The 19,291-nt window shown below is 64.9% G+C and carries 23 protein-coding genes; 10 read left to right on the forward strand and 13 right to left on the reverse strand.

Features of this window, described 5'->3' with window-relative positions:
- Positions 1 to 25 precede the first annotated feature (25 nt).
- The gene (locus V6X73_RS01440; RefSeq protein ID WP_367958099.1) at positions 26 to 415 is read left to right on the forward strand and encodes an ectoine synthase; all 390 of its coding nucleotides are present in this window, start codon (positions 26 to 28) and stop codon (positions 413 to 415) included.
- Here the strand turns inward: V6X73_RS01440 and V6X73_RS01445 are convergent.
- Together V6X73_RS01445 and V6X73_RS01450 are read right to left on the reverse strand one after the other, a co-directional pair.
- The gene (locus tag V6X73_RS01445) at positions 394 to 2,319 is read right to left on the reverse strand and encodes an ATP-dependent DNA helicase (RefSeq protein WP_367958098.1); all 1,926 of its coding nucleotides are present in this window, start codon (positions 2,317 to 2,319) and stop codon (positions 394 to 396) included. The two genes, V6X73_RS01440 and V6X73_RS01445, sit on opposite strands and share 22 nt — an antisense overlap.
- Positions 2,316 to 2,819 carry a disulfide bond formation protein B gene (locus V6X73_RS01450; RefSeq protein ID WP_367958097.1) on the reverse strand — a complete coding sequence of 168 codons (504 nt, stop codon included), beginning with the start codon at positions 2,817 to 2,819 and terminating at the stop codon, positions 2,316 to 2,318. The genes V6X73_RS01445 and V6X73_RS01450 overlap by 4 nt, the downstream gene beginning before the upstream one ends.
- 310 nt (positions 2,820 to 3,129) lie before the next feature.
- Here V6X73_RS01450 and V6X73_RS01455 point away from each other — a divergent pair, with 310 nt between their 5' ends.
- The 6 genes from V6X73_RS01455 to dsbG all read left to right on the forward strand — a co-directional run bounded on the left by V6X73_RS01455 (position 3,130) and on the right by dsbG (position 7,637).
- Complete coding sequence (locus V6X73_RS01455; RefSeq protein WP_367958096.1) at positions 3,130 to 3,423, forward strand: hypothetical protein; 294 nt, start codon at positions 3,130 to 3,132, stop codon at positions 3,421 to 3,423.
- Between the two features lie 117 nt (positions 3,424 to 3,540).
- Entirely contained in the window at positions 3,541 to 4,875 is a 1,335-nt protein-coding gene (locus V6X73_RS01460; protein WP_367958095.1) for an NAD(P)/FAD-dependent oxidoreductase, read from the forward strand.
- Between the two features lie 11 nt (positions 4,876 to 4,886).
- A complete protein-coding gene (locus V6X73_RS01465; protein ID WP_367958094.1) occupies positions 4,887 to 5,234 on the forward strand; it encodes a DUF5368 family protein in 348 nt (115 codons plus the stop codon).
- 15 nt (positions 5,235 to 5,249) lie between these two features.
- Positions 5,250 to 6,209, forward strand: a complete 960-nt coding sequence (locus V6X73_RS01470) for an SLAC1 anion channel family protein (RefSeq protein WP_367958093.1) — start codon at positions 5,250 to 5,252, stop codon at positions 6,207 to 6,209.
- 153 nt (positions 6,210 to 6,362) lie between these two features.
- Positions 6,363 to 6,701: a high-potential iron-sulfur protein gene (locus V6X73_RS01475; RefSeq protein ID WP_367958092.1), complete on the forward strand. Its 339-nt coding sequence runs from the start codon at positions 6,363 to 6,365 to the stop codon at positions 6,699 to 6,701.
- Between the two features lie 147 nt (positions 6,702 to 6,848).
- On the forward strand, positions 6,849 to 7,637 hold the full coding sequence (gene dsbG / locus V6X73_RS01480; protein ID WP_367972584.1) for a thiol:disulfide interchange protein DsbG: 789 nt from the start codon (positions 6,849 to 6,851) through the stop codon (positions 7,635 to 7,637).
- Positions 7,638 to 7,647: 10 nt separating this feature from the next.
- Here dsbG and V6X73_RS01485 read toward each other — a convergent pair whose 3' ends face one another.
- The 10 genes from V6X73_RS01485 to V6X73_RS01530 all read right to left on the reverse strand — a co-directional run bounded on the left by V6X73_RS01485 (position 7,648) and on the right by V6X73_RS01530 (position 16,126).
- On the reverse strand, positions 7,648 to 8,505 hold the full coding sequence (locus tag V6X73_RS01485) for a D-amino-acid transaminase (RefSeq protein ID WP_367958090.1): 858 nt from the start codon (positions 8,503 to 8,505) through the stop codon (positions 7,648 to 7,650).
- Positions 8,506 to 8,542: 37 nt separating this feature from the next.
- Positions 8,543 to 9,028: a pilus assembly PilX family protein gene (locus V6X73_RS01490; RefSeq protein WP_367958089.1), complete on the reverse strand. Its 486-nt coding sequence runs from the start codon at positions 9,026 to 9,028 to the stop codon at positions 8,543 to 8,545.
- Positions 9,025 to 9,924, reverse strand: coding sequence for a PilW family protein (locus V6X73_RS01495; protein ID WP_367958088.1), 900 nt, complete (start codon positions 9,922 to 9,924; stop codon positions 9,025 to 9,027). The genes V6X73_RS01490 and V6X73_RS01495 overlap by 4 nt, the downstream gene beginning before the upstream one ends.
- Positions 9,921 to 10,313: a prepilin-type N-terminal cleavage/methylation domain-containing protein gene (locus V6X73_RS01500; RefSeq protein ID WP_367958087.1), complete on the reverse strand. Its 393-nt coding sequence runs from the start codon at positions 10,311 to 10,313 to the stop codon at positions 9,921 to 9,923. Before V6X73_RS01500 ends, V6X73_RS01495 begins: the two co-directional genes overlap by 4 nt.
- Positions 10,314 to 10,396: 83 nt before the next feature.
- On the reverse strand, positions 10,397 to 11,107 hold the full coding sequence (locus V6X73_RS01505) for a TSCPD domain-containing protein (RefSeq protein WP_367958086.1): 711 nt from the start codon (positions 11,105 to 11,107) through the stop codon (positions 10,397 to 10,399).
- Positions 11,108 to 11,118: 11 nt separating this feature from the next.
- On the reverse strand, positions 11,119 to 13,275 hold the full coding sequence (locus tag V6X73_RS01510) for an adenosylcobalamin-dependent ribonucleoside-diphosphate reductase (protein WP_367958085.1): 2,157 nt from the start codon (positions 13,273 to 13,275) through the stop codon (positions 11,119 to 11,121).
- A 153-nt stretch (positions 13,276 to 13,428) separates the two neighbouring features.
- On the reverse strand, positions 13,429 to 13,575 hold the full coding sequence (locus tag V6X73_RS01515; protein WP_367958084.1) for a hypothetical protein: 147 nt from the start codon (positions 13,573 to 13,575) through the stop codon (positions 13,429 to 13,431).
- A 17-nt stretch (positions 13,576 to 13,592) separates the two neighbouring features.
- The gene (locus V6X73_RS01520) at positions 13,593 to 14,075 is read right to left on the reverse strand and encodes a hypothetical protein (RefSeq protein ID WP_367958083.1); all 483 of its coding nucleotides are present in this window, start codon (positions 14,073 to 14,075) and stop codon (positions 13,593 to 13,595) included.
- The gene (locus V6X73_RS01525; RefSeq protein ID WP_367958082.1) at positions 14,075 to 14,572 is read right to left on the reverse strand and encodes a tellurite resistance TerB family protein; all 498 of its coding nucleotides are present in this window, start codon (positions 14,570 to 14,572) and stop codon (positions 14,075 to 14,077) included. Before V6X73_RS01525 ends, V6X73_RS01520 begins: the two co-directional genes overlap by 1 nt.
- 42 nt (positions 14,573 to 14,614) lie before the next feature.
- Entirely contained in the window at positions 14,615 to 16,126 is a 1,512-nt protein-coding gene (locus V6X73_RS01530) for a lytic transglycosylase domain-containing protein (protein ID WP_367958081.1), read from the reverse strand.
- A gap of 63 nt (positions 16,127 to 16,189) precedes the next feature.
- On the opposite strand from V6X73_RS01530, the gene V6X73_RS01535 reads away from it, so the two are divergent.
- Entirely contained in the window at positions 16,190 to 17,602 is a 1,413-nt protein-coding gene (locus V6X73_RS01535; protein ID WP_367958080.1) for a phospholipase D-like domain-containing protein, read from the forward strand.
- Here the strand turns inward: V6X73_RS01535 and V6X73_RS01540 are convergent.
- Complete coding sequence (locus V6X73_RS01540) at positions 17,586 to 18,032, reverse strand: DUF3429 domain-containing protein (RefSeq protein ID WP_367958079.1); 447 nt, start codon at positions 18,030 to 18,032, stop codon at positions 17,586 to 17,588. The genes V6X73_RS01535 and V6X73_RS01540 overlap by 17 nt on opposite strands.
- A gap of 90 nt (positions 18,033 to 18,122) precedes the next feature.
- On the opposite strand from V6X73_RS01540, the gene V6X73_RS01545 reads away from it, so the two are divergent.
- Both V6X73_RS01545 and V6X73_RS01550 read left to right on the forward strand, forming a co-directional pair.
- Positions 18,123 to 18,689, forward strand: coding sequence for a DUF3833 domain-containing protein (locus tag V6X73_RS01545; protein ID WP_367958078.1), 567 nt, complete (start codon positions 18,123 to 18,125; stop codon positions 18,687 to 18,689).
- Positions 18,686 to 19,282: a chalcone isomerase family protein gene (locus V6X73_RS01550; RefSeq protein ID WP_367958077.1), complete on the forward strand. Its 597-nt coding sequence runs from the start codon at positions 18,686 to 18,688 to the stop codon at positions 19,280 to 19,282. The genes V6X73_RS01545 and V6X73_RS01550 overlap by 4 nt, the downstream gene beginning before the upstream one ends.
- The last annotated feature ends 9 nt before the right edge of the window (positions 19,283 to 19,291 follow it).

The following is a 19,291-nucleotide window of genomic DNA, read 5'->3' on the forward strand; positions in this document are numbered from 1 at the left end:
CCAGGCACTGCCAGAGAACCAGACCATGAAAATCGTCGATATCGAAAACATCAAGGGCTCCGACCAAGAGGTGGAGGGCCCGGGGTGGACCAGCCGGCGGCTGCTGCTGAAAAAGGACGGCATGGGGTTTTCGTTCCACGAGACCATCATCCCCGCCGGTGCCGAGCTGCAGCTGTGGTACAAAAATCACCTCGAGGCGGTGTACTGCGTGGCCGGCGACGGCAGCATCGAAGATCTCGCCACCGGCGAGATTCACCCCATTCGTGATGGTGTCCTTTACGCACTGGACCAGCATGACCGGCATATCCTGCGCGGCGGGTCCGAAGACATGCGACTGATCTGTGCATTCAACCCGCCGGTGACGGGCCGTGAAACCCACGATGCCGATGGGTCCTACGAGCTGGTGGAGGACTGAGCGAAAAACGCCTCGACCTCATCCAGACGGTGGGTCAACGGCATGGGGGGAAGACTGTCGAGAAAATGACGGCCATAGGGACGGCTTGTCAGGCGATTGTCGCCCAGCACCAGGACGCCCCGGTCATCGGCATCCCGTATCAGCCGGCCCACCCCCTGCCGGAGGCTGATCACCGCCTCGGGCAACTGATGGTGGGCAAATGGATTGTCGCCCTGCGCCCGCAGCCAGGCCATGCGCGCCTGCAACACCGGCTCGGATGGTGAGGCAAAGGGCAGTTTGTCGATCATCACACAGGACAACGCCTCGCCACGGACATCAACGCCTTCCCAGAATGACTGCGTGCCCAACAGCACCCCCCCGGCACGCTCGCGGAAGCGCTCCAGCAGCTGCTGCTGGGCGCCCTCGCCCTGCACCAGCAGATCCGGCCAGCCCCGGCTTCGCAAGGTCTCGGCGGCCTCCCGCAGTGCCCGATGACTGGTAAAGAGCAAAAACGCCCGGCCCTGGCTGGCCCTGAGCACCGGCTCGATTGCGTCGAGATAGGCCTGGTTGAAGCGCGCCTCTCCCGGTGCCGGAAGATCCGGCGGCAGGTACAAAAGCGCATGGTGGGCATAATCAAAAGGCGAATCCAGCTGAAGCGTCCTGGCATCGGGCAGCCCCATGCGCTGGGTAAAGTGACCAAAGTCCTCGCCCACAGCAAGGGTCGCCGAAGTCAGGACCCAGCTGCTGCCATGACGCTCGCGATGGCCGGCAAAGTGGTCGGCGACATCCAGCGGGGTGAGCCGCAGGATGAATCCCTGGCTGCGGGTCTCCACCCACCCGACCCGATTGTCCTCGTCGCGGTGATCAACAAAGGCCCGCAGTGTCCCGAGCAGCGCCTCGGCCCGTCGGTGGCAGTTCTCAAGGCCCCGGCCCCGGGCTGCCTGCGGCGCCAGCGTCTCGGTCAGACCATGCAGGGCATTCATCAGCCCCTGGGCGAGCGGTGTCACCTCGCCGCGGATGGCCGCCCAGGCCGATTTCCCGGTTTCTCCCAGCGCCAGTCTCATATCGGCGCTGCAGCGCTCGACAACGGCGGCCGCATCCAGGAGTTCCGCGCTGTCACCGGCTTCCCGCTGTTGCTCCAGGCGGGTATCCCGGACCAGATCCTGGAGCTGCCGCGATGAGAGACTGAGTCCAAAAAAGCGTGCTGCGGTCTCGGGCAGCTGGTGGGCCTCATCCAGGATGTAGACATCGGCCTCGGGCAGCACCTCGCCAAAGCCGCCCTGGCGCAGTGACCAGTCGGCAAGCAGCAGGTGATGGTTGACCACCACGATTTCCGCCTCCTGGGCCTGGCGGCGCGCCTCCATGAGAAAGCACTCGCTGTGGAGCGGGCAGTTCTGCCCCAGGCAATTATCCGCGGTGGAGGTCACCCGGGGCACTAACCGCCCCGGCGGCGGTCCGGCAGGGTGCTCGGCCAGATCGCCGCTGCGGGTGTGACCCGACCAGGCCTTGAGCTGCTGGAGGCTGTCGGCCATTTCGGCATCCTCCAACCGGCCCTCCTCGAGGGTGCGCTCCATGCGATAGGGGCAGAGATAATTCGACCGGCCCTTGAGCAGAGCGGTTCGAACGGGCCGTTCCAGCGCCGTACGGGCCATTGGCAGGTCACGATGGTAGAGCTGATCCTGCAACGTCCGGGTGCCGGTCGAGACGATCACCCGGCGCCCGGCCAGCAGGGCGGGGATCAGATAGGCAAGGGTCTTGCCGGTCCCGGTGCCGGCCTCCACCACCAGGCTGTCGCCCTGTTCAATGGCGCCGGCCACCGCACCCGCCATGGCGGCCTGCTGTGGCCGCGGCCGGTAACCGTCGATGCAATCGGCAAACGGCCCGTCCTCCGCCAGCGCGGCCTGTGCCAGATCGACAAGGCTCATGAACGCGCCGACCCGCGTGCCCGCCAGTTGCCAAGCACCATCAACGTGCCGAGGATCAAAAAGGCCAGCAGCGTCCAGGCGGGAATGCTCACACCCAGGACACGGTCGACCTCGGCACATTCGCCCGAGCCGGACAGGATCATGGCAACGGCATCAGCCAACGGGAACGTCTCGAGCATGTAATCCAGCCCCGGGCCACAGGCCGGCACCTCCGAAGGTGGCAGGGATTGCAGCCAGAGATGACGCCACGCCAGTGCCACCCCACTGACTGCTGCCAGCACGCCCAGGCCAGCCACGACCCACCCGGGGGCGATCACACCGATTGCCGCAACCACCCCTAAGGCCACAAACGCCATTCTCTGAAACCAGCAAAGCGGACAGGGCTCCATGCCCGCCCAATGTTCCAGCGCGACGGCAACCGCCACCAAGGCAAAACAGACGAGCGTCACCAGCGCGTTGACCCGGCGGTTAAATCGCTTTTGTCGATAGACTGCTGCCATCAGCCTAGCCGGCAGCGATGCCTGCTCGCGGCATTGGGCGCGCCGCGCCTACGTCGACCGTTTGATCGCACATCACGCAAATTCCCAGATCCACAGAAAAACCGTTGAGCCCTTTGACGGTGTCGGGCGCAGATCCATCGCCCGCGCTCCCTGATCCGGCAGTGTGCCGGCTCGATGACAGCCGCGCCACCCCCGGCCGGCGGCCGCCTTGCTTTGACCCGAATTTCGGATTCACCGCGTGGTCGCAATGGGCAGAGACTGGCATCGAAGCGTTTGCCGGTTGGCCAACAACGACAAGTGGAGCGAGATCATGGAACCGACCGAGAAAGCCGTCAGCGACCTGGCACAACAGTGGATCGATCTGCAGCGCGAGAGCGTTGAGCGGACCATCGACCTTGAGGCCAATCTGCTCGAGACCATTCGCCGCAATGCCGCCGATGTCCCCGGGGTCAACGGCATGGTCGATGTGGCCTCGGAACTCTCCCTAAGTGCGCTGCAGATGCGCGGGCAACTCTGGCGCAGCTACTTCGACCAGTTAAGCAACGCGAACGACGCCCGAACCCCCGCGGCCGGCGACGGGTCGGCCCCGGCCGATGAGCGCTAGGGACCGGGCGCCCCTCCCCGCATCGCGACCTCGGTGACTATGTCACTGTCGCCCCGGCGCGCCCGGCGCGACACTTTGATATGGCTTTAAAGCCAGTGATTCGGGAGGAGGAATACGATGAATACCAAGACGCCACAGAACGCGTCTCGACGCCGCTTTCTCACCGCCTCGGCGATGGCCGCCGGGGCAACCGCAACCGGCCTTGGCACCGGTGCCCTGCTGGGCAGTCCGGCCGCTCGTGCCGTCGACACCAACGCCCGTATCGTCATCGCCGGAGCCGGCGCGGCGGGTCTGTCCATTGCCACCCGGCTCAGCCGCTCGCTCAACGGCGCCCGGATCACCCTCATCGACAGTCGCGAAACGCATCTCTACCAGCCCGGTCTCACACTGGTGGCCACCGGCGTGTGGGATGGCGACCATGTCAAGGACCGGAACACCCGCTACATGCCCGGCGATGCCCGCTGGATCAAGGACGACGTGGTGGCATTCCACCCGGACAACAACCAGGTCGAGACCGCCGGTGGCGAGCGTGTCGACTATGACTACCTGGTCGTCACCACGGGGCTGCAGCTCAACTTTGATGAGATCGAGGGCATGGAGCCATCGTTGATCGGCAACAAAGGAGTGGGCTGTGTCTATGCCAACCCCGATCATGCCGAGCGCACCTGGCAGGCCGCCCGCCAGTATGTCGAAAACGGCGGCGTGGGCCTTTTCACCCGTCCGCCGGGGCCGATCAAATGTGCCGGTGCACCGCTGAAGGTAACCATGCTCATCGAGGATGCGCTGCGCGACAAGGGCACCCGTGAGGCGGCCGAGATGCACTACCTGCCGCCGGGCGAGGGCTTGTTCTCGCAGCCGGATATCCACGAGTTTCTCAAGGACTACTTTCCGGAAAAACGCGGCATCGCCATCGACTGGAACCATCCGTTGGCGGCAATCGACAGCGACCGGCGCGAGGCCACCTTCACGACACCGGAAGGCCCCCGGACCGTTGGCTATGACTTCATCCACGTGGTCCCGCCCATGTCCGCCCCGGACATGATCCGATACGGCGACCTGGGCTGGCAGGAGGGCGACTTCCGCAACTGGATGGAAGTCGATCAGTACAGCATGCAGCACCGGCGCTACCCCAATGTCTTTGGGGCCGGTGACGTGGTCGGCACCCCGCTTGGCAAGACCGCCGCCAGTGTCAAGGCGCAGGCGCCGGTGGTGGCGGACAACCTGGTCGCCGCCATCGAGGAACGGGAATTCCCCGCTGCCTGGAATGGCTACACCTCGTGCCCGCTGATCACTGAACGGGGACAGGCCATGCTGGTGGAGTTCGACTTCAGCCTCGAGATGACGCCGTCGTTCGACTTTCTCAATCCATTCGAGCCCCAATGGGCGCCGTGGTTTTTGAAAGAGCGCATGCTGCATGCCGCATACAACGCCATGCTTCGCGGCCGGGTCTGAGGAGAATCGTCATGGAATTTTCGATCTTTGGCATCCTGGCGGTGGTCCTGGAGCTCTTCCGCCCCTTGCTCCTGCCCATGGGGCTGGTGGTTGCGGCGGATCTGCTGCTGTTTGGCGCCGTCATTGGGCGGCATCGGCGACTCAACCTGCGCGCCGGCGTGCGGACCAGCCTGATCATCGGCGCAGTGGCCGCCGCCGCCACGGCCTTCTACCTGCCCGCCTGGACCGGGGCCGATCTATCGCAGCTGAGCAGCATGATCGACTATGCCGGCATCATCGGCGGTGCGATCGGTGTGGGGGTTGCCATCGGGCTGCTGAGCTATCCACCGGTACAGCTGTTGATGCGTCGTCCGGCCTGACCGACACTGGGCGGTATGCAGACAGACACCCGACTCGCCCATTTTCCGGTCGGCTTCTTCGCCATGGTCATGGGGCTGTCGGGCCTCAGCCTGGTCTGGCAGAAAGCCGCCGAGGTGTTCGACACCCCGGCGGTGATCGGCCAAGGGCTGCTTGCGCTGGCGACGCTGATATTTGGCGTGTTTGCCCTCGCCTATGGCGTTAAGTGGCTTAAACACCCCGACGCAGTCCGGGCCGAGCTGGACCATCCGGTCAAGTTGAGCTTTGTCCCGGCGATCAGCATCAGCCTCATCCTCATCGGCACCGGCATGGCCCACAGCCTGCCGGCAATCGCCGAGACCATCTGGACGGTGGGCGCGGTGGCCCATCTGCTGCTCACGCTGTTCATCGTCAACCGCTGGATCCATCACCAGCATTTCGAGATCAACCACATCAATCCCGCTTGGTTCATCCCGGCAGTGGGCAATATCCTCGTCCCCATCGCCGGGGTCGGGTTTGGGCAGGTTTCGGCGTCGTGGTTTTTCTTCAGCATCGGGGTGGTGTTCTGGCTGGTGCTGCTCACGATCATTTTCTATCGGGTGTTTTTCCATGCACCACTGCCCGGTCGGCTGCTGCCGACCCTTTTCATCCTTGTGGCGCCACCGGCCGCCGGTTTCATCGGCTACACCCAGCTCGCCGGCGGGCTGGACGCGTTTGCCCGGGTCCAGGTCAATATCGCGCTGTTTTTGACGTTATTGCTGGCCATCCAATTTCGTCGGTTCGTGGCGTTGCCGTTTTTCATTTCATTCTGGGCCTACAGCTTTCCGTTGGCGGCGATGACCGTGGCCATGATGGTCTACCACCAGCTCACCCAGACCCCCTGGACGCTGTGGGCGAGCGGGCTGCTGGTGGCGGTGACAACGCTCGTGATCGCCTGGCTGGCGGTTGCCACGGCAAAGGCGGCCCGGGCCGGCGAGATCTGTGTGCCCGAGGGTTGACCCCCAAGCCGCCGATCGCAGCGTGGCACGGTTGCCCTGGATCAAGTCGACGGCAGAACGAACTTTTCCCGGCTCATCCGGGTCGGGTATTGTGTCAGCCATCTTTGCAACGTTTACAAACAACGATTCGATCCATCATCCAAGGGGAAAACCATGACTGACCATCAATTCCGTAATGATCGCCGTCGGCTTCTGCGTGGCGCCCTGATGGGCATTGCCGCCGCACCGCTGGCCACCGTGAGCCTGCGCGGCTCCAATGCCCTGGCGCAGGATATGCCGAAACTCTCCGAGGACGATCCTCAGGCCGTGGCCCTGAACTACGTCCACGATGCAACCGAGAAGGACGACATGCGTGAGCCCGGCGCCATCTGCGCCAACTGCCGGCTGTATCTCGCCGAGCGGGACGCGGAATGGGGCGGTTGCACGGCCTTTCCGGGCAAGCTGGTCAACACCAACGGCTGGTGCAGTGCCTGGGTCCAGGCCTCGGGCTAAACCATCCGGTCACCTCGATCACCCCCGGGTTCGCGTCGGCGGCCGGGGGTTTTTTATGGCCGGCGACCCGCCACTGGCCCCATCGCGAGAACTCACCGGCCGCCTTGTGTTCCAATGCGACCAATGAAAACGTCAAGGAACGTCCACATGATCCGGCTATTCGCATCCATCTCTATCGCCCTGGTCGTCGGTTACCCCCCGGTGGTCGCCGCACAGGACGGTGACGAAACACTGCCTGCACCCATGGCGGCGCTGGCCGACCGGGGGGCAGAAATCGGCCAGTCCTTCGAGGCTCCCTCGGGACTGACCGGCTACACCGTCAGCTTTCAGGGCCAGACCTTGGCGGCCTATCTCACCAGCGATGGTGAGCATGTCGTGGTGGGCACACTGCTCGACGGTGACGGCACCAACCTTTCGCAGCCGGTGATCGAGGCCGCGGCCAACGCAGCACGGCCCGAGAGTGACTGGGCCGCGCTTGCCAAAGCCGGCTGGATTGCCGATGGCAGCGACGAGGCCGAGCGGGTGGTCTATGCGTTCACCGACCCGAATTGCCCGTTCTGCCACCGCTTCTATCAGCAAAGCCGTGACTGGATCGAGGCCGGTGCAGTGCAGATCCGGCACGTGATGGTAGGGGTGCTCCGCCAGGACAGTCTGCCCAAGTCCGCCACCCTGCTGGCCTCGGACGACCCATCGGCCGCACTGGCCGAGCACGAGGCGAACTTTGACGAGGGCGGCGTCACACCGGCCGACCGTCTGCCCGCCGAGGCCCAGGAACGCGTCCAGCAGAACAACCAGCTCATGAGTGAGCTCGGGATCCGGGGCACGCCCTCGGTGTTCTACCGCGACGACGAGGGGAAGATCCGGCTCGTTCGGGGTCTCCCGCGCGGCGATCAGATGCAGGCGGTGATGGGCGGCGCCCACCCCGGCAGCGAATGACCGCGCCGGGCTAGAAAGTCAGGCGCTCGCGGCTGCGCTCGATGTACAGCGAGCGCAGCCGCCGGACACTCTCGCCGACACGGCCATCGCCAATGGGTTGGCCATCGATGGAGACCACCGGCATGACAAAGGCCGTTGCACTGGTGGCGAAGGCCTCTCGGGCCTGCTGCGCCTCGGCGACGGTAAACGGGCGTTCCTCGATTTCAAGGCCGGCTTCGCGGGCGTAATCGAGGACCGCTGCCCGGGTGATCCCGTGGAGGATATCGTGGGACAGACCGCGGGTAATCAACCGCCCGTCGGCGGTGAGGATGTGGGCATTGCTGGAGCTGCCCTCGGTGACGGTGCCGTTGTCGACCATCCACACATCATCCGCCCCGCCACCCACGGCCTCGGTTTTCATCATTGACGGATACAGCAGCTGGGTGGTCTTGATATCGCGTCGACCCCAGCGCAGATCCTCACGGGTGATCACCGCCAATCCGCGCTCCGCCGCCGGCGAATCGATCAAGGGCAGCGCCTGGGAGAAAAGCAGGATCGACGGCTCCAGCCCCTCGGGCTGGAGAAAATCCCGGTCGGCGACACCCCGACTGATCTGCAGATAAATCAGTCCCTCGTCGAGGCCATTGCGGTCGCGCAACCCCTGATGGATGCCCATCAAATCGATTGATGCCGGGTCAAAGTCGATACCCAGCTCGCCGAGGCTGCGCCGCAGGCGCTGCTGATGGGCGTGAAAATCCACCAACCCACCATCGATCACGGCGGTGACCTCATAGACCGCATCACCAAAGAGCAGGCCCCGATCGAATATCGAGATACTGGCCGACTCGGCGGGCAGGTACGCCCCGTTGACATAAACAATTCGTGACACCGCCCAACCCTTCGCACGCGGACCCAAAGCCGTCAGTCTAGCGCAGTTCGCGGCGGATACGGGTGTTCGCCTCGGCAAGACGAATCGATTGCAGCACCGCCCGGGCCGCGGGGTGGCGGCCTCTGGCCAGGGCGGTGACCCGATAGCCACAGGGGTTGTCAGCGCCGCAGGGGGCATCGGGATCGCGGCGCAGGCGCTCGACGATCACCCGGGGTGGCGCGTCGGCCTCACCACGGCCAATGGCCGGCAATGCGATGCCCTCATCCTCGAGGCGGTCCTGCCAGACCGTCGCACTGGGCGGCATCGCCGCCGCCAGCGGGACCGACAACGACGCCGACCGGCGATGGCCCTGCTCGATCGCGGCAATGGCCAGCGTCATCGCCAGCCGGCGGTCTGCCGCGCCCGCCGCCATACGATGTTGTACCGCAGCGCTTTCCATCACCGTCAACGCGGCCACCGAGCCGGCCATAATGAAGCCAAGCACACCGATCAACGCCACACCGGTCTGCCGACGAGCCCTCATCGACGCCCGGCCACACTCACGGTCGTCCGCCATTGCCGGTGCCCACCGTCCGTCGCCTCGCCGGGGATGGGCAATGCTTGGCGGATTCCAAGGTCAACGGCCACCACCGATACGGGCGAGGTCGATTGAAAACCGGGGTGATAGCCATCGGCGGCGCCATCGCCGGTTTCATCGATGCCGTAGGCCAGCGTCAGGTCATCGATGCCTTCCACCAGCGCCTCGCGCCGGTTCCCCCGGTCGCTGCGTCGCCGATACAGGCTTTTCTGATCGGACTGGCCGACCGACTCGGCGAGAAAAAAGACCCGACGTTGAGGACGGAAAACCTCCACCGGACCGGTGAGCGCCGGATAGGCGTCGCGAGGGCGATTGATCTGTCGGGGCCCGGGCCCCGGATATAACACCCGTGGATCGTCCACCGCCTGGCGAAAGACCAGGCAGACGGCGCCGCCGCGGCCGGCGACCACCACCGGCATCCCCGACTCCAGGCCATGGGGTCGATCCAGGGTCAGGGCACCCTGCACCGGGTCCTGATGGACCACCCGGAACATACCGATCGAACGCATGCGCCGCACCACCAGTCGCTCTCGCGGACCCACAACACCGTCCCCGGCGTCAACGCCCACCGCCGGGACGCCGGGCTGCCAGTCATCAACGGTCAGATTCTGCTGCAACCGCGGGTGGCATCCCGGAAAGCCGGCGCTGCGAATGGCCTCGGTGAGAAGCGCCCGGGCCACCCGGGCATCGTTGTTGACCCGGGCCTCGGCGATCGTCTGTTGGACGCTGCCCAGCAGGCTTGTGTGGATCTGCGCGGCGGCCAGCAGCAGCGTGACGCCCAGGCCCATGGCCACAAGCAGTTCCGGCAGCGAAAACCCCCGTTGCCGAAAGCCGTTGTTCATGGGCCGAACGCGCGCCGGTAGGCGGGTCCAAGCGAATCGGCCCAGCGGATTTCGATTTGACCCAGGCGATCCGGCGTGGGCCAGCGAACGCTTGCCCGGGCACCGGGCAACTGATCCTCCAGCCTGGCACGCCATCGATTAACTCGCGTCGCCGGCACCGGCTCGCGTCCATGGGCGCGCCAGCGGGCGATCAGATCGTCGGTTGCGGTGGCCGCGAAAAAAATCTGCTGTGCAAATCGCACTTCGGCGACCGCGCGGACCTGCGCCCCCGCCAGGCCAAGCAGAGCAACGGCGAGCAGCAGCCCCGCGACCAGGACTTCGATCAGCGTCGCACCCTGTTGCCGGGGTCGATCACCAACCACCGATGCGTACCGCGATACTCGAGCCATGCCCCCGACCCTAGCAAGGGCATGACCTGAGGGGGTCAACCGCCGGGCGGCCGGCAGACGCCGCGCGGCCGATCAGCGATGGGTCAGCCGCACTTGCTCTCGCCGCAACTCAGGCAGGTCAGGCAGCCATCCATGACCACCATCGCCTTGGTGTGGCATTTTGCACACAGCTCGGCCCCGGGCGGGTAGTCACCGGTGCTGTCATCGCAATCCGCCTCCACGGGCTCCTGGGCGGCGCGGGTTTCCACCTCGGCGCGTTTCTGGGCGATGAATGCCTGCTGGTGCTCATCCAGCCCTTCGCTTTCCATCATCCCGATAGAGCGCAGATGCTGTTCGAGCACATCACCGATCTCGGCAACCAGCGAAGGCATGAACTTGCCGCCCTTTTTGAAATACCCGCCCCGCGGGTCAAAAACACTGCGCAGCTCTTCGACCAGAAAGGTGCAGTCACCGCCCTTGCGGAACACCGCCGAGACGATACGCGTCAGCGCCACGATCCACTGAAAATGGTCCATGTTCTTGGAGTTGATGAACACCTCAAAGGGACGCCGCACCTCATGCTCGGTGCCTTCGTTGAGGATCACATCATTGACGGTGACATAAAGCGCATGCTCGGACAGCGGCGTCTTGATCTTGTAGGTCTGCCCCTCAAGGCGTTCCGGACGCTGGAGCTCCTCGTGCATGTGCTCGATGTCGCGCTCGGCACCCGTCTGTGCAGACTCCGCTGCCGCGCCCTCGGCCTCTGCCCGGGCCACTTCGTAGTCGATGATCTTGGTGTCGATTTTCACGGCCATGGCCACAGTCCTCAGAATTTGCCGTAGTACCCTTCCTTGAGGGCGTCGTAGAGATTGGCGGCGGTGTGAACCTCGCCATCGTATTCAACCTCGTCACCGCCTTTGACCTCGACGGTCCGGCCGTCCTCGAGCTTGAAGCGGTAGGTGGTGTTCTCGAGATCGGATTCCTTGACCAGCACGCCCTGGAACGCCTCCGGATTGAAGCGGAAGGTCGTGCAGCCCTTCAGCCCGTTCTGGTAGGCATAACGGTAGATGTCCTTGAAATCATCGTAGGGATACTCGGTCGGGACATTGGCCGTCTTGGAGATGCTCGAGTCCACCCACTTCTGGGCAGCCGACTGAATGTCCACATGCTGCTTGGGCGTTACATCATCGGCAGCGATGAAATAATCCGGCAGGTTCCGGGTCTCCGGATCGGTGCTCGGCAGTGCGCCCTCATCGATGAGGCTACGATAGGCCAGCAGCTCGAAGCTGAATACATCCACCTTCTCCTTCGACTTCTTGCCCTCACGAATGACATTGCGGAAATAGTGATGGGCAAAGCTCGGCTCGATGCCGTTGGAGGCATTGTTGGCCAGCGACAGACTGATGGTGCCGGTGGGCGCGATCGAGGTGTGGTGGGTAAACCGAGCCCCTTTGTCGATGAGCGCATCCACCAGTTCGGGATCCGCCTCGGCCACCCGCTGCATGTAGCGGCTGTAGCGTCCCCACAGCACCCGGCCCTTGACCTTGTCGCCGACCTGGTAGCCATCGTCGGTGAGCTCCGGCCGCCAGGCCAGCATGCGCTCGGTGAGCTCGAAGTCTTCCTCCATGATCGGCGCCGGCCCCTTCTCTTCGGCCAGGCGCAGGGCTTCGCGCCAGCCTTCCAGGGCCATCTCCCTGGCCACCTCTTCGGTAAAGGCGAGGGAGTCCGCGTCGCCGTATTTCATGCACAACATGGTCACCGTCGAGCCAAGCCCCAGAAAGCCCATGCCGTGGCGGCGCTTGCGGTAGATCTCTTGCTGCTGCCGCTCCAGCGGCAGGCCATTGATCTCGACGACGTTATCGAGCATGCGAGTGAAAAGCGCCACGACCCGCCGGTATTCCTCCCAGTCGAAGTGAGCCCGGTCGGTGAACGGCTCGCGGACGAACTTGGTGAGGTTGACCGAGCCCAGCAGGCAGGCTCCGTAAGGCGGCAACGGCTGTTCGCCGCAGGGGTTGGTGGCGCGGATTTCCTCGCAGAACCAGTTGTTGTTCATCTCGTTGACACGATCGATGAGCACAAAACCGGGCTCGGCGTAATCATAGGTTGAGGTCATGATCATGTCCCAGATCCGCTGTGCCTTGACCCAGCGGTAGATCCGGCACGCGACCAGCCCGTCTTCGCGGGTGAGGTAGCCATTGTTACGGTTGGGCCATTCCCGCCAGAGCACCTGCTGCGGGTCATTGACATCCACGCCCTCGCTCTCGGCCTCATCGGCTTTCATCGGAAAGGCCAGCGGCCAGTCCTCGCCTTTTTCAACGGCCTGCATGAAGCCATCGGTGATCAGCAGCGAGAGGTTGAACTGCCGAAGCCGCCCGTCCTCCCGCTTGGCGCGAATGAAGTCCATGACATCCGGGTGGCCGACATCGAAGGTGGCCATCTGCGCGCCACGGCGCCCACCCGCCGAAGAGACGGTAAAGCACATCTTGTCGTAGATATCCATGAACGACAGCGGCCCGGAGGTGTAGGCACCGGCTCCGGTGACGTAGGCGCCCTTGGGCCTCAAGGTGGAGAACTCGTAGCCGATGCCACAGCCGGCTTTCAACGTCAGACCCGCCTCGTGGACCTTATCGAGGATATCGTCCATCGAATCACCCACCGTCGATGAGACGGTGCAGTTGATGGTCGAGGTGGCCGGTTTGTGCTCCCAGGCGCCCGCATTCGAGGTGATCCGCCCGGCCGGGATGGCCCCGCGGCGAAGTGCCCAGAGAAACTGCTCGTACCAGTATTCGCGATTGCCTGGCTCTTCGACCTCGGCCAGTGCCCGGGCGACGCGCTTGTAGGTGTCATCGACACCCTGGTCGACCGCTTCGCCTTCCTTGGTCTTGAGTCGGTACTTTTTATCCCAGATGTCTTCCGATGCCGGCTGAATGGGGATTTCGGTCACGGCAGTCGGTAGCGCTCGCAATTTTGTCGCGGTCGTCATGGGGTTCTCCTTGCGCTGTTCGGTTCTTGGCCAGCCCGCGGCAGCGGGCCGCTGCCGGTGTTGTTACACAATATGTACAAGCCGACTCCCCATCGGCCACTACATATTGTGCAATTAACTCTAGACTAACCCAAGAAAAACCCAAGTCAACCGCTATCGCCGAACGATGATCAGACCGCCGGCGGCGATGCCGAGCAGCGCCAGAATCACCTCGTCATGACGGAAATCCAGCGCCAGCAGGTCCTGAGCGCCGGTCACCAGCAGCCACACCCCCAATAACAGGAGTCCAAGATCCTTCATTGATGATTCACTCCTTCTCAGCATTCGATGTCGTGCTCGGTCACCGGAATGAACCGCGCGCCGTCGCATTCCGGCTGAAGCACCAGGATATCGGCCTTGCGGAAAACCCCCGGGCCCAGCCCCTGGCTCTGGTGGGCGAGTGCCTCGACGGTGGGCTGTTCAAGCGCCGCTTCGGGCAGATCCAGCAGAAAACCCACCACATGCTCATCGTCCAGCGCCATCGCCCAGCGCGATTCGTTGTCGGCGCGCTGCATCTCCCGCGCCAGGTCCGCATCGTCGCCCGGCGGCCTCTGACCCCGGGCCAACGCGGCGAGCAGCCGTTCACCGAGCGCCCGCGAGGCGTCCCCCTGCCGATCGCCGGGCACCTGCGCCCCACCGGCTTCGACAAAAGCCCGGGCAAACACCACCGGGTCGGCATCGCCATGGGCCCGCACGGCCCGCCGCCCAGCGGCGATGGCGTCGCGAATGCAGGCAACCTGACGGGCGCGAAATGCCGCCACTATTCGTAGTCGTCGAAATCGGCGAGGTGACTGGCGGCACTGTAGGCCCGCTGGACACGAAGCTTGGCGGCAATGAATTCGCTGTGCTGGACATGCAGCAGCTCGGCGATCTTGCGAACCAGCTGCTCCTCGTAGCGATCCATCTCGGCATCCGCCAGACAGACCCGCCAGAGCAGCTCGACCACCCGACATTTGTCATCGTATCCGAACTGCTGGTTGATCAGCTGGGTGAACTCGAAATGATCCGTCGCCTCGTGGGCTTCCTCATCGGCCAGCTCGATGATCTCGGCGGTTTCCTCGGGCGAGAGGTCAAAGACCTCCATGATCCCGTCATGGATGGCCTGAAACTCCATGCTGTGACGCTGGTTGTCGGCCTGCGCCATTTCGATGAGCAACGCCGCGGTGGCCAGTTGCAGGCGATGCTGTCCGGTATCGGCGGTTTCTTTTTCGTCCCCGGCAATGCGGGTGTCAAAGAACTGCTTGATGGCATCAATCATTGCCCGAATCCGTCCCCGTCACTCAACCCTGCCCCCTTCCTATCAGGGCGTTTGTTCAATGTCGACCGCCGCAACTGCCGCGGCATCCACCAGAAGACGCTGCCCGACCTGTAAACGATCCGGATCATCCAGCTGGTTGAGACTGGCGAGTTGATCCGTGCGCAGGTCGTGACGACGCGCGATTTCCCCCAGGGTATCGCCGGGCTGCACCCGGTAATGCTGACCACCCACCGGCGCCGGCATCCCCCCGGCAACCGGCAATTCGAGTTGCTGTCCGGCGCGGATCCGGTCGGGGTGATCGATACCGTTGTGGCGCATCAGATCTGCCATGGCCACCTGGTAGCGCGCGGCGATCGCCGAGAGGGTGTCGCCGGCCGCAATGCGGTGGGTGACATCCGGACGCTGTTCGCGGTAGAGCCCTGACCCGGGCAGTGCGGCGATAGCCAATCGCCAGTCGTCCACGCCATCGGCGGGCAGCGCCAGCCGATGGCCACGGGGGATGAACTTACGGCCATCCCAGACCGATGGTCCGAGCCCGGGATTGAGTCGCTGGAGTGTTGCCTCATCAACGGGCAATTCGGCCAGTAACACCGACACCGGGGTGAAATGCGGCAGCGCCGTGCGCACCGGCTCGACGGCCGGGTCCGGTTGGAGATTGGCGAAATACGCCCCGGGCCGGCGATCGACGCGGGCGGCCGCCAGTAAGGCGGGGTAGAAATTGCGTGAGGCAAAGCCGAAACGCGGCCCCTCGTAGCGGTGATACAGGGCCATGTAATCGGTTTCGCCCACGGCCTCGACACCGCGCTTGACCCCCGCTGCACCATGATTGTAGGCGGTGATTGCGAGCGGCCAGTGGCCGAGCTTTTCATGATTGTCCGCCAGCAGGGCCGCCGCCGCCCGGGTACTGGCCCATGGATCGAGTCGCTCATCGACGACCGGGTCGACGCGCATGTATTCGCGGCCGGTCCCGGCCGTGAACTGCCAGAGGCCGGCGGCTCCGGCATAGGAGCGGGCCCGGGGGTTGAACGACGATTCCACGTGCGGCAGCGCGACAAGCTCGGCGGGGACCCCCTCGGCGGCGAGCACATCGGCGATGTACGCCCGCCACCGCCCGGCGCGGATCAGGCTGTTGCGGAACCGCTCACGCAACCCGCCCTGAAACCGCAGTCGCTCGCCGATGCGCGCGATCTCGGCGGCGCCCGCGTCTGCTGGCAACCGGGCGGCAATCCGTCGCTGCAACGGCGTCCGGGGCTGCCCGTTGTGATCGGCGAGGTCGGCGAACGCCTGGCGATACCGCGCCAGGGCGTCGCGGACCTGCTCGCGTCGCGCCCGCCACTCGGGGGGCGCGGCCACGGCCACCCGGCCATAGCGCCTGAGCGGATGCGCGGCATCGTGGATGACGCCGGCATCCACCGGCACCTCGGTGTAGATATGCACCCAGAAATCGATGGCGGGCGCCAGGCCCTCCGGTCGGGGCAATCGATCCGCTGCCGTGCCGGGCGAAGCCAGCAACAGGCAGGCGACAAGCAGAATCCAGCGCTGGAGGGTTATCATGCGGTCTCCTCGGCACCGCTGTGCCTTTCACTGGATAGTAGCCCCGGGAGACCATCGCCGACAATGCAGCCCCTGCAATGGATCGTACTGGCGCTGATCGCCCTGGTCTCGACCGGCAGCGCCCTGCATGCGCTTTTGTACAAGCGCGAGCCGCCGGCGGCATTCGCCTGGATCGCGACATGCCTGCTCTTTCCGGTGGTCGGGCCGGTGCTCTATTACCTGTTCGGGATCAACCGGGTGCGCACCCGGGCCCGGCAATTGCGGCAACCGCTGGGATACAACCCCGACCGGACGGATCACGACGACCCCCCGGTGCCCGCCGCCTTTCGCACCCAGGCTCAGATCTCGGGGGCCGTGGCGGGGCTCGCGATCACCGCCGGCAATCATATCAAGCCGCTGAGCGGCGGCGAGCAGGCCTATCCGGCCATGCTCGAGGCCATCGCCGGCGCCCGGCACCGGGTCTATCTCTCAACCTACATCTTCGAGAGCAACCATAGCGGCGAGCGCTTTATCACCGCCCTGTCCGCCGCCCATCAACGCGGGGTGGATGTTCGGGTCCTGCTCGATGGCGCCGGCGAGTGGTACAGCTGGCCCCGGGCGCGTCGCGCCCTGCGCCGTGCCGGCGTCGCCACGGTTCGCTTTCTGCCACCCCGGCTGCTGCCTCCCAATCCGGTGATCAATCTGCGCAATCACCGCAAACTGCTGATCATCGACGGCCGCGAGGCCTTTACCGGCGGCATGAACATCGGCGACCGGCACCTGATGGATCGCCCCCGGGGTCGCCGGGGGGTCCGCGATCTGCATTTCCGTATCGAAGGGGCCCTGACCACGCAACTCGAACAGGTCTTTCTGGATGACTGGGCATTTGCCAGCGATGCCGCGCCGACGCCCCCCACCCCGCTGCCGCCACCGCCTGCCGGGGCCGGCACGGCCCTGGCCCGGACCCTGGTGGATGGCCCCAATGAAGACCTGCAACGACTGACCATGGTGCTGGTCGGCGCGGTGGCCGCCGCCCGCGAGCATATCGCGATCATGACCCCCTATTTCCTGCCGCCCCGGGAGCTGGTGGCGGCGCTGCAGGCCGCCGCCGTGCGCGGGACACGGGTGGACATCGTCCTGCCCGGACGTAACAACCTGCCTTTCATGCACTGGGCGACCCGCAACATGCTCTGGGAGCTGGTCAAATGGGGGGTGCGGGTCTATTACCAGGATGGCGCCTTTGATCACACCAAACTGCTGGTGGTCGACGGGCATTACACACAGCTTGGATCGGCCAATCTCGACCCGCGGAGTCTGCGGCTCAATTTCGAGGTGGTGGTGGAGGTCTATGACGAGCACTTTGGCGCCGCCATGGCCAGTCATGTTGAGCGGGCGCGGGACGCCAGCGAACGCGTGACACTGGAATCCCTGGATGCACGGCCGTTGTTGCCGCGCATCCGTGATGCCATCGCCTGGCTGTTTACCCCTTACCTGTAATTGGCAGCAGCGCCAGCCAACCACCGAGCAACGAGATCACCGCACCGATGGTCAGTACGGTGCGTAAACGCCCGAGCCACCGGGGCATGGACAAACCGTTGAGGCCTTCCCAGACCCGCCAGACCACAAACCCCAATGCCAGCATCGGCAGGGCGAGCCACGCCGGCAGCAGCAAGGCCAGCCAGGCAACCAGGGCCGGCACCACCGAGGCATAGAAGGCGTCGGCCCGGGGATGGTCCGCCGAGCTGGCGAGCCCCCACTGGATGGCGCCGACAAACGAGAGGATGACCGCGCCATAGGCAGACAGCACCCCCGCGAACCACGCCGGTCCCACCCACAGCCCGAGCGCCGCGGCCAGGAACGGCAAAAGCCCGAGATAGCCCATCCAGGCCGCCGCTGGTGGCTGGCCGGCGTTCAGCTTGTCTGCCATGCCCACTCCCCGCTTCACGAATTCCTGGTGCATGATAGGGTCAAACCATCGTCGACCCAATGCATCAAAGGGGCCAATCAGGAGGCCGGAATGCCGCTTGCCAACAACCCAAAGCTGATCCTACTCGCCCTGCTCACATTGCTGCTCACCGCCTGTGCCGGTGTCGAGCCGCAGGACTACGCCGGCGAGGGGCCGAGCTTTCGCATCGAGGAGTATTTTGACGGTCGTGTCCAGGCCTGGGGGATGTTCCAGGCCCGCAATGGCGAGGTGCGCCGGCGTTTTACGGTTGATATCGATGGCACCGTCGAGGGCGATCGCATCACCCTGGATGAGCGGTTCCACTACGCCGATGGCGAAACCGACCGCCGGGTATGGGAGATCGAGCGCATCGATGAGCACACCTACGAAGGCCGGGCCGGCGATGTGGTGGGCGTGGCCACGGGCAAACGCTATGGCAACGCACTGAACTGGCAGTACACGCTGGCCCTGGAGGTGGGTGATCGGACCTGGAATCTGCAGTTCGACGACTGGATGTACCTGACCGACGAGCACACCCTGATCAATACCGCCGAGGTCACCAAATTCGGGTTCCGGGTCGGGACAGTGACACTTTTCTTCCGGCGAGCGGATGCCGCGACGGCGTCCGGCACGCCATGACACGGCCACGTCCGGCCCGGCAATGGATCGCGCCCGCGCTTCTGGCCCTGGCCGGGCTGACCACCGGCAGCGCTCTGGCGCAGACGGTCGAAACCCATGGCGCAACCTTCGCCGAGACGGTTCGCATCGATGATCGGCCGTTGCAGCTAAGCGGCACGGGCACGGTCCGTTACCGGCTGGTGTTCACGGTTTACGCCGCGGCGCTGCATCTGCCACCGCAGACACCGGCCGAGGCCGTGCTGGCAGCGGACACACCACGGCGGCTGACCATCGAGTACTTCCACGACATAAGCGCCGAGGACATCATTCGCGCGGCCAACACCAAGCTGGCCGAACAGCTCACCGACGCCGAGCGCGAGCCTCTGGGATCGTCTATCGAGCAGTTCCACGACCTCTTCCGCCCGGTTAGTGAAGGCGACCGGTATCGCATGGACTACCAGCCAGAAAAGGGCACCACCCTGTACTTCAACGGCGAACCGCTCGGCACCGTCCCCGGTGGCGACTTTGCCGCTGCCTATTTCGGCATCTGGCTGGATGCCGAGGCACCCTTGTCGGCATCGCTGCGGAGGGATCTGCTCGCCCGGGTTGATTGAGCCGCGGCG

Source organism: Spiribacter pallidus (assembly GCF_040838495.1).
Lineage (GTDB): Bacteria > Pseudomonadota > Gammaproteobacteria > Nitrococcales > Nitrococcaceae > Spiribacter > Spiribacter pallidus.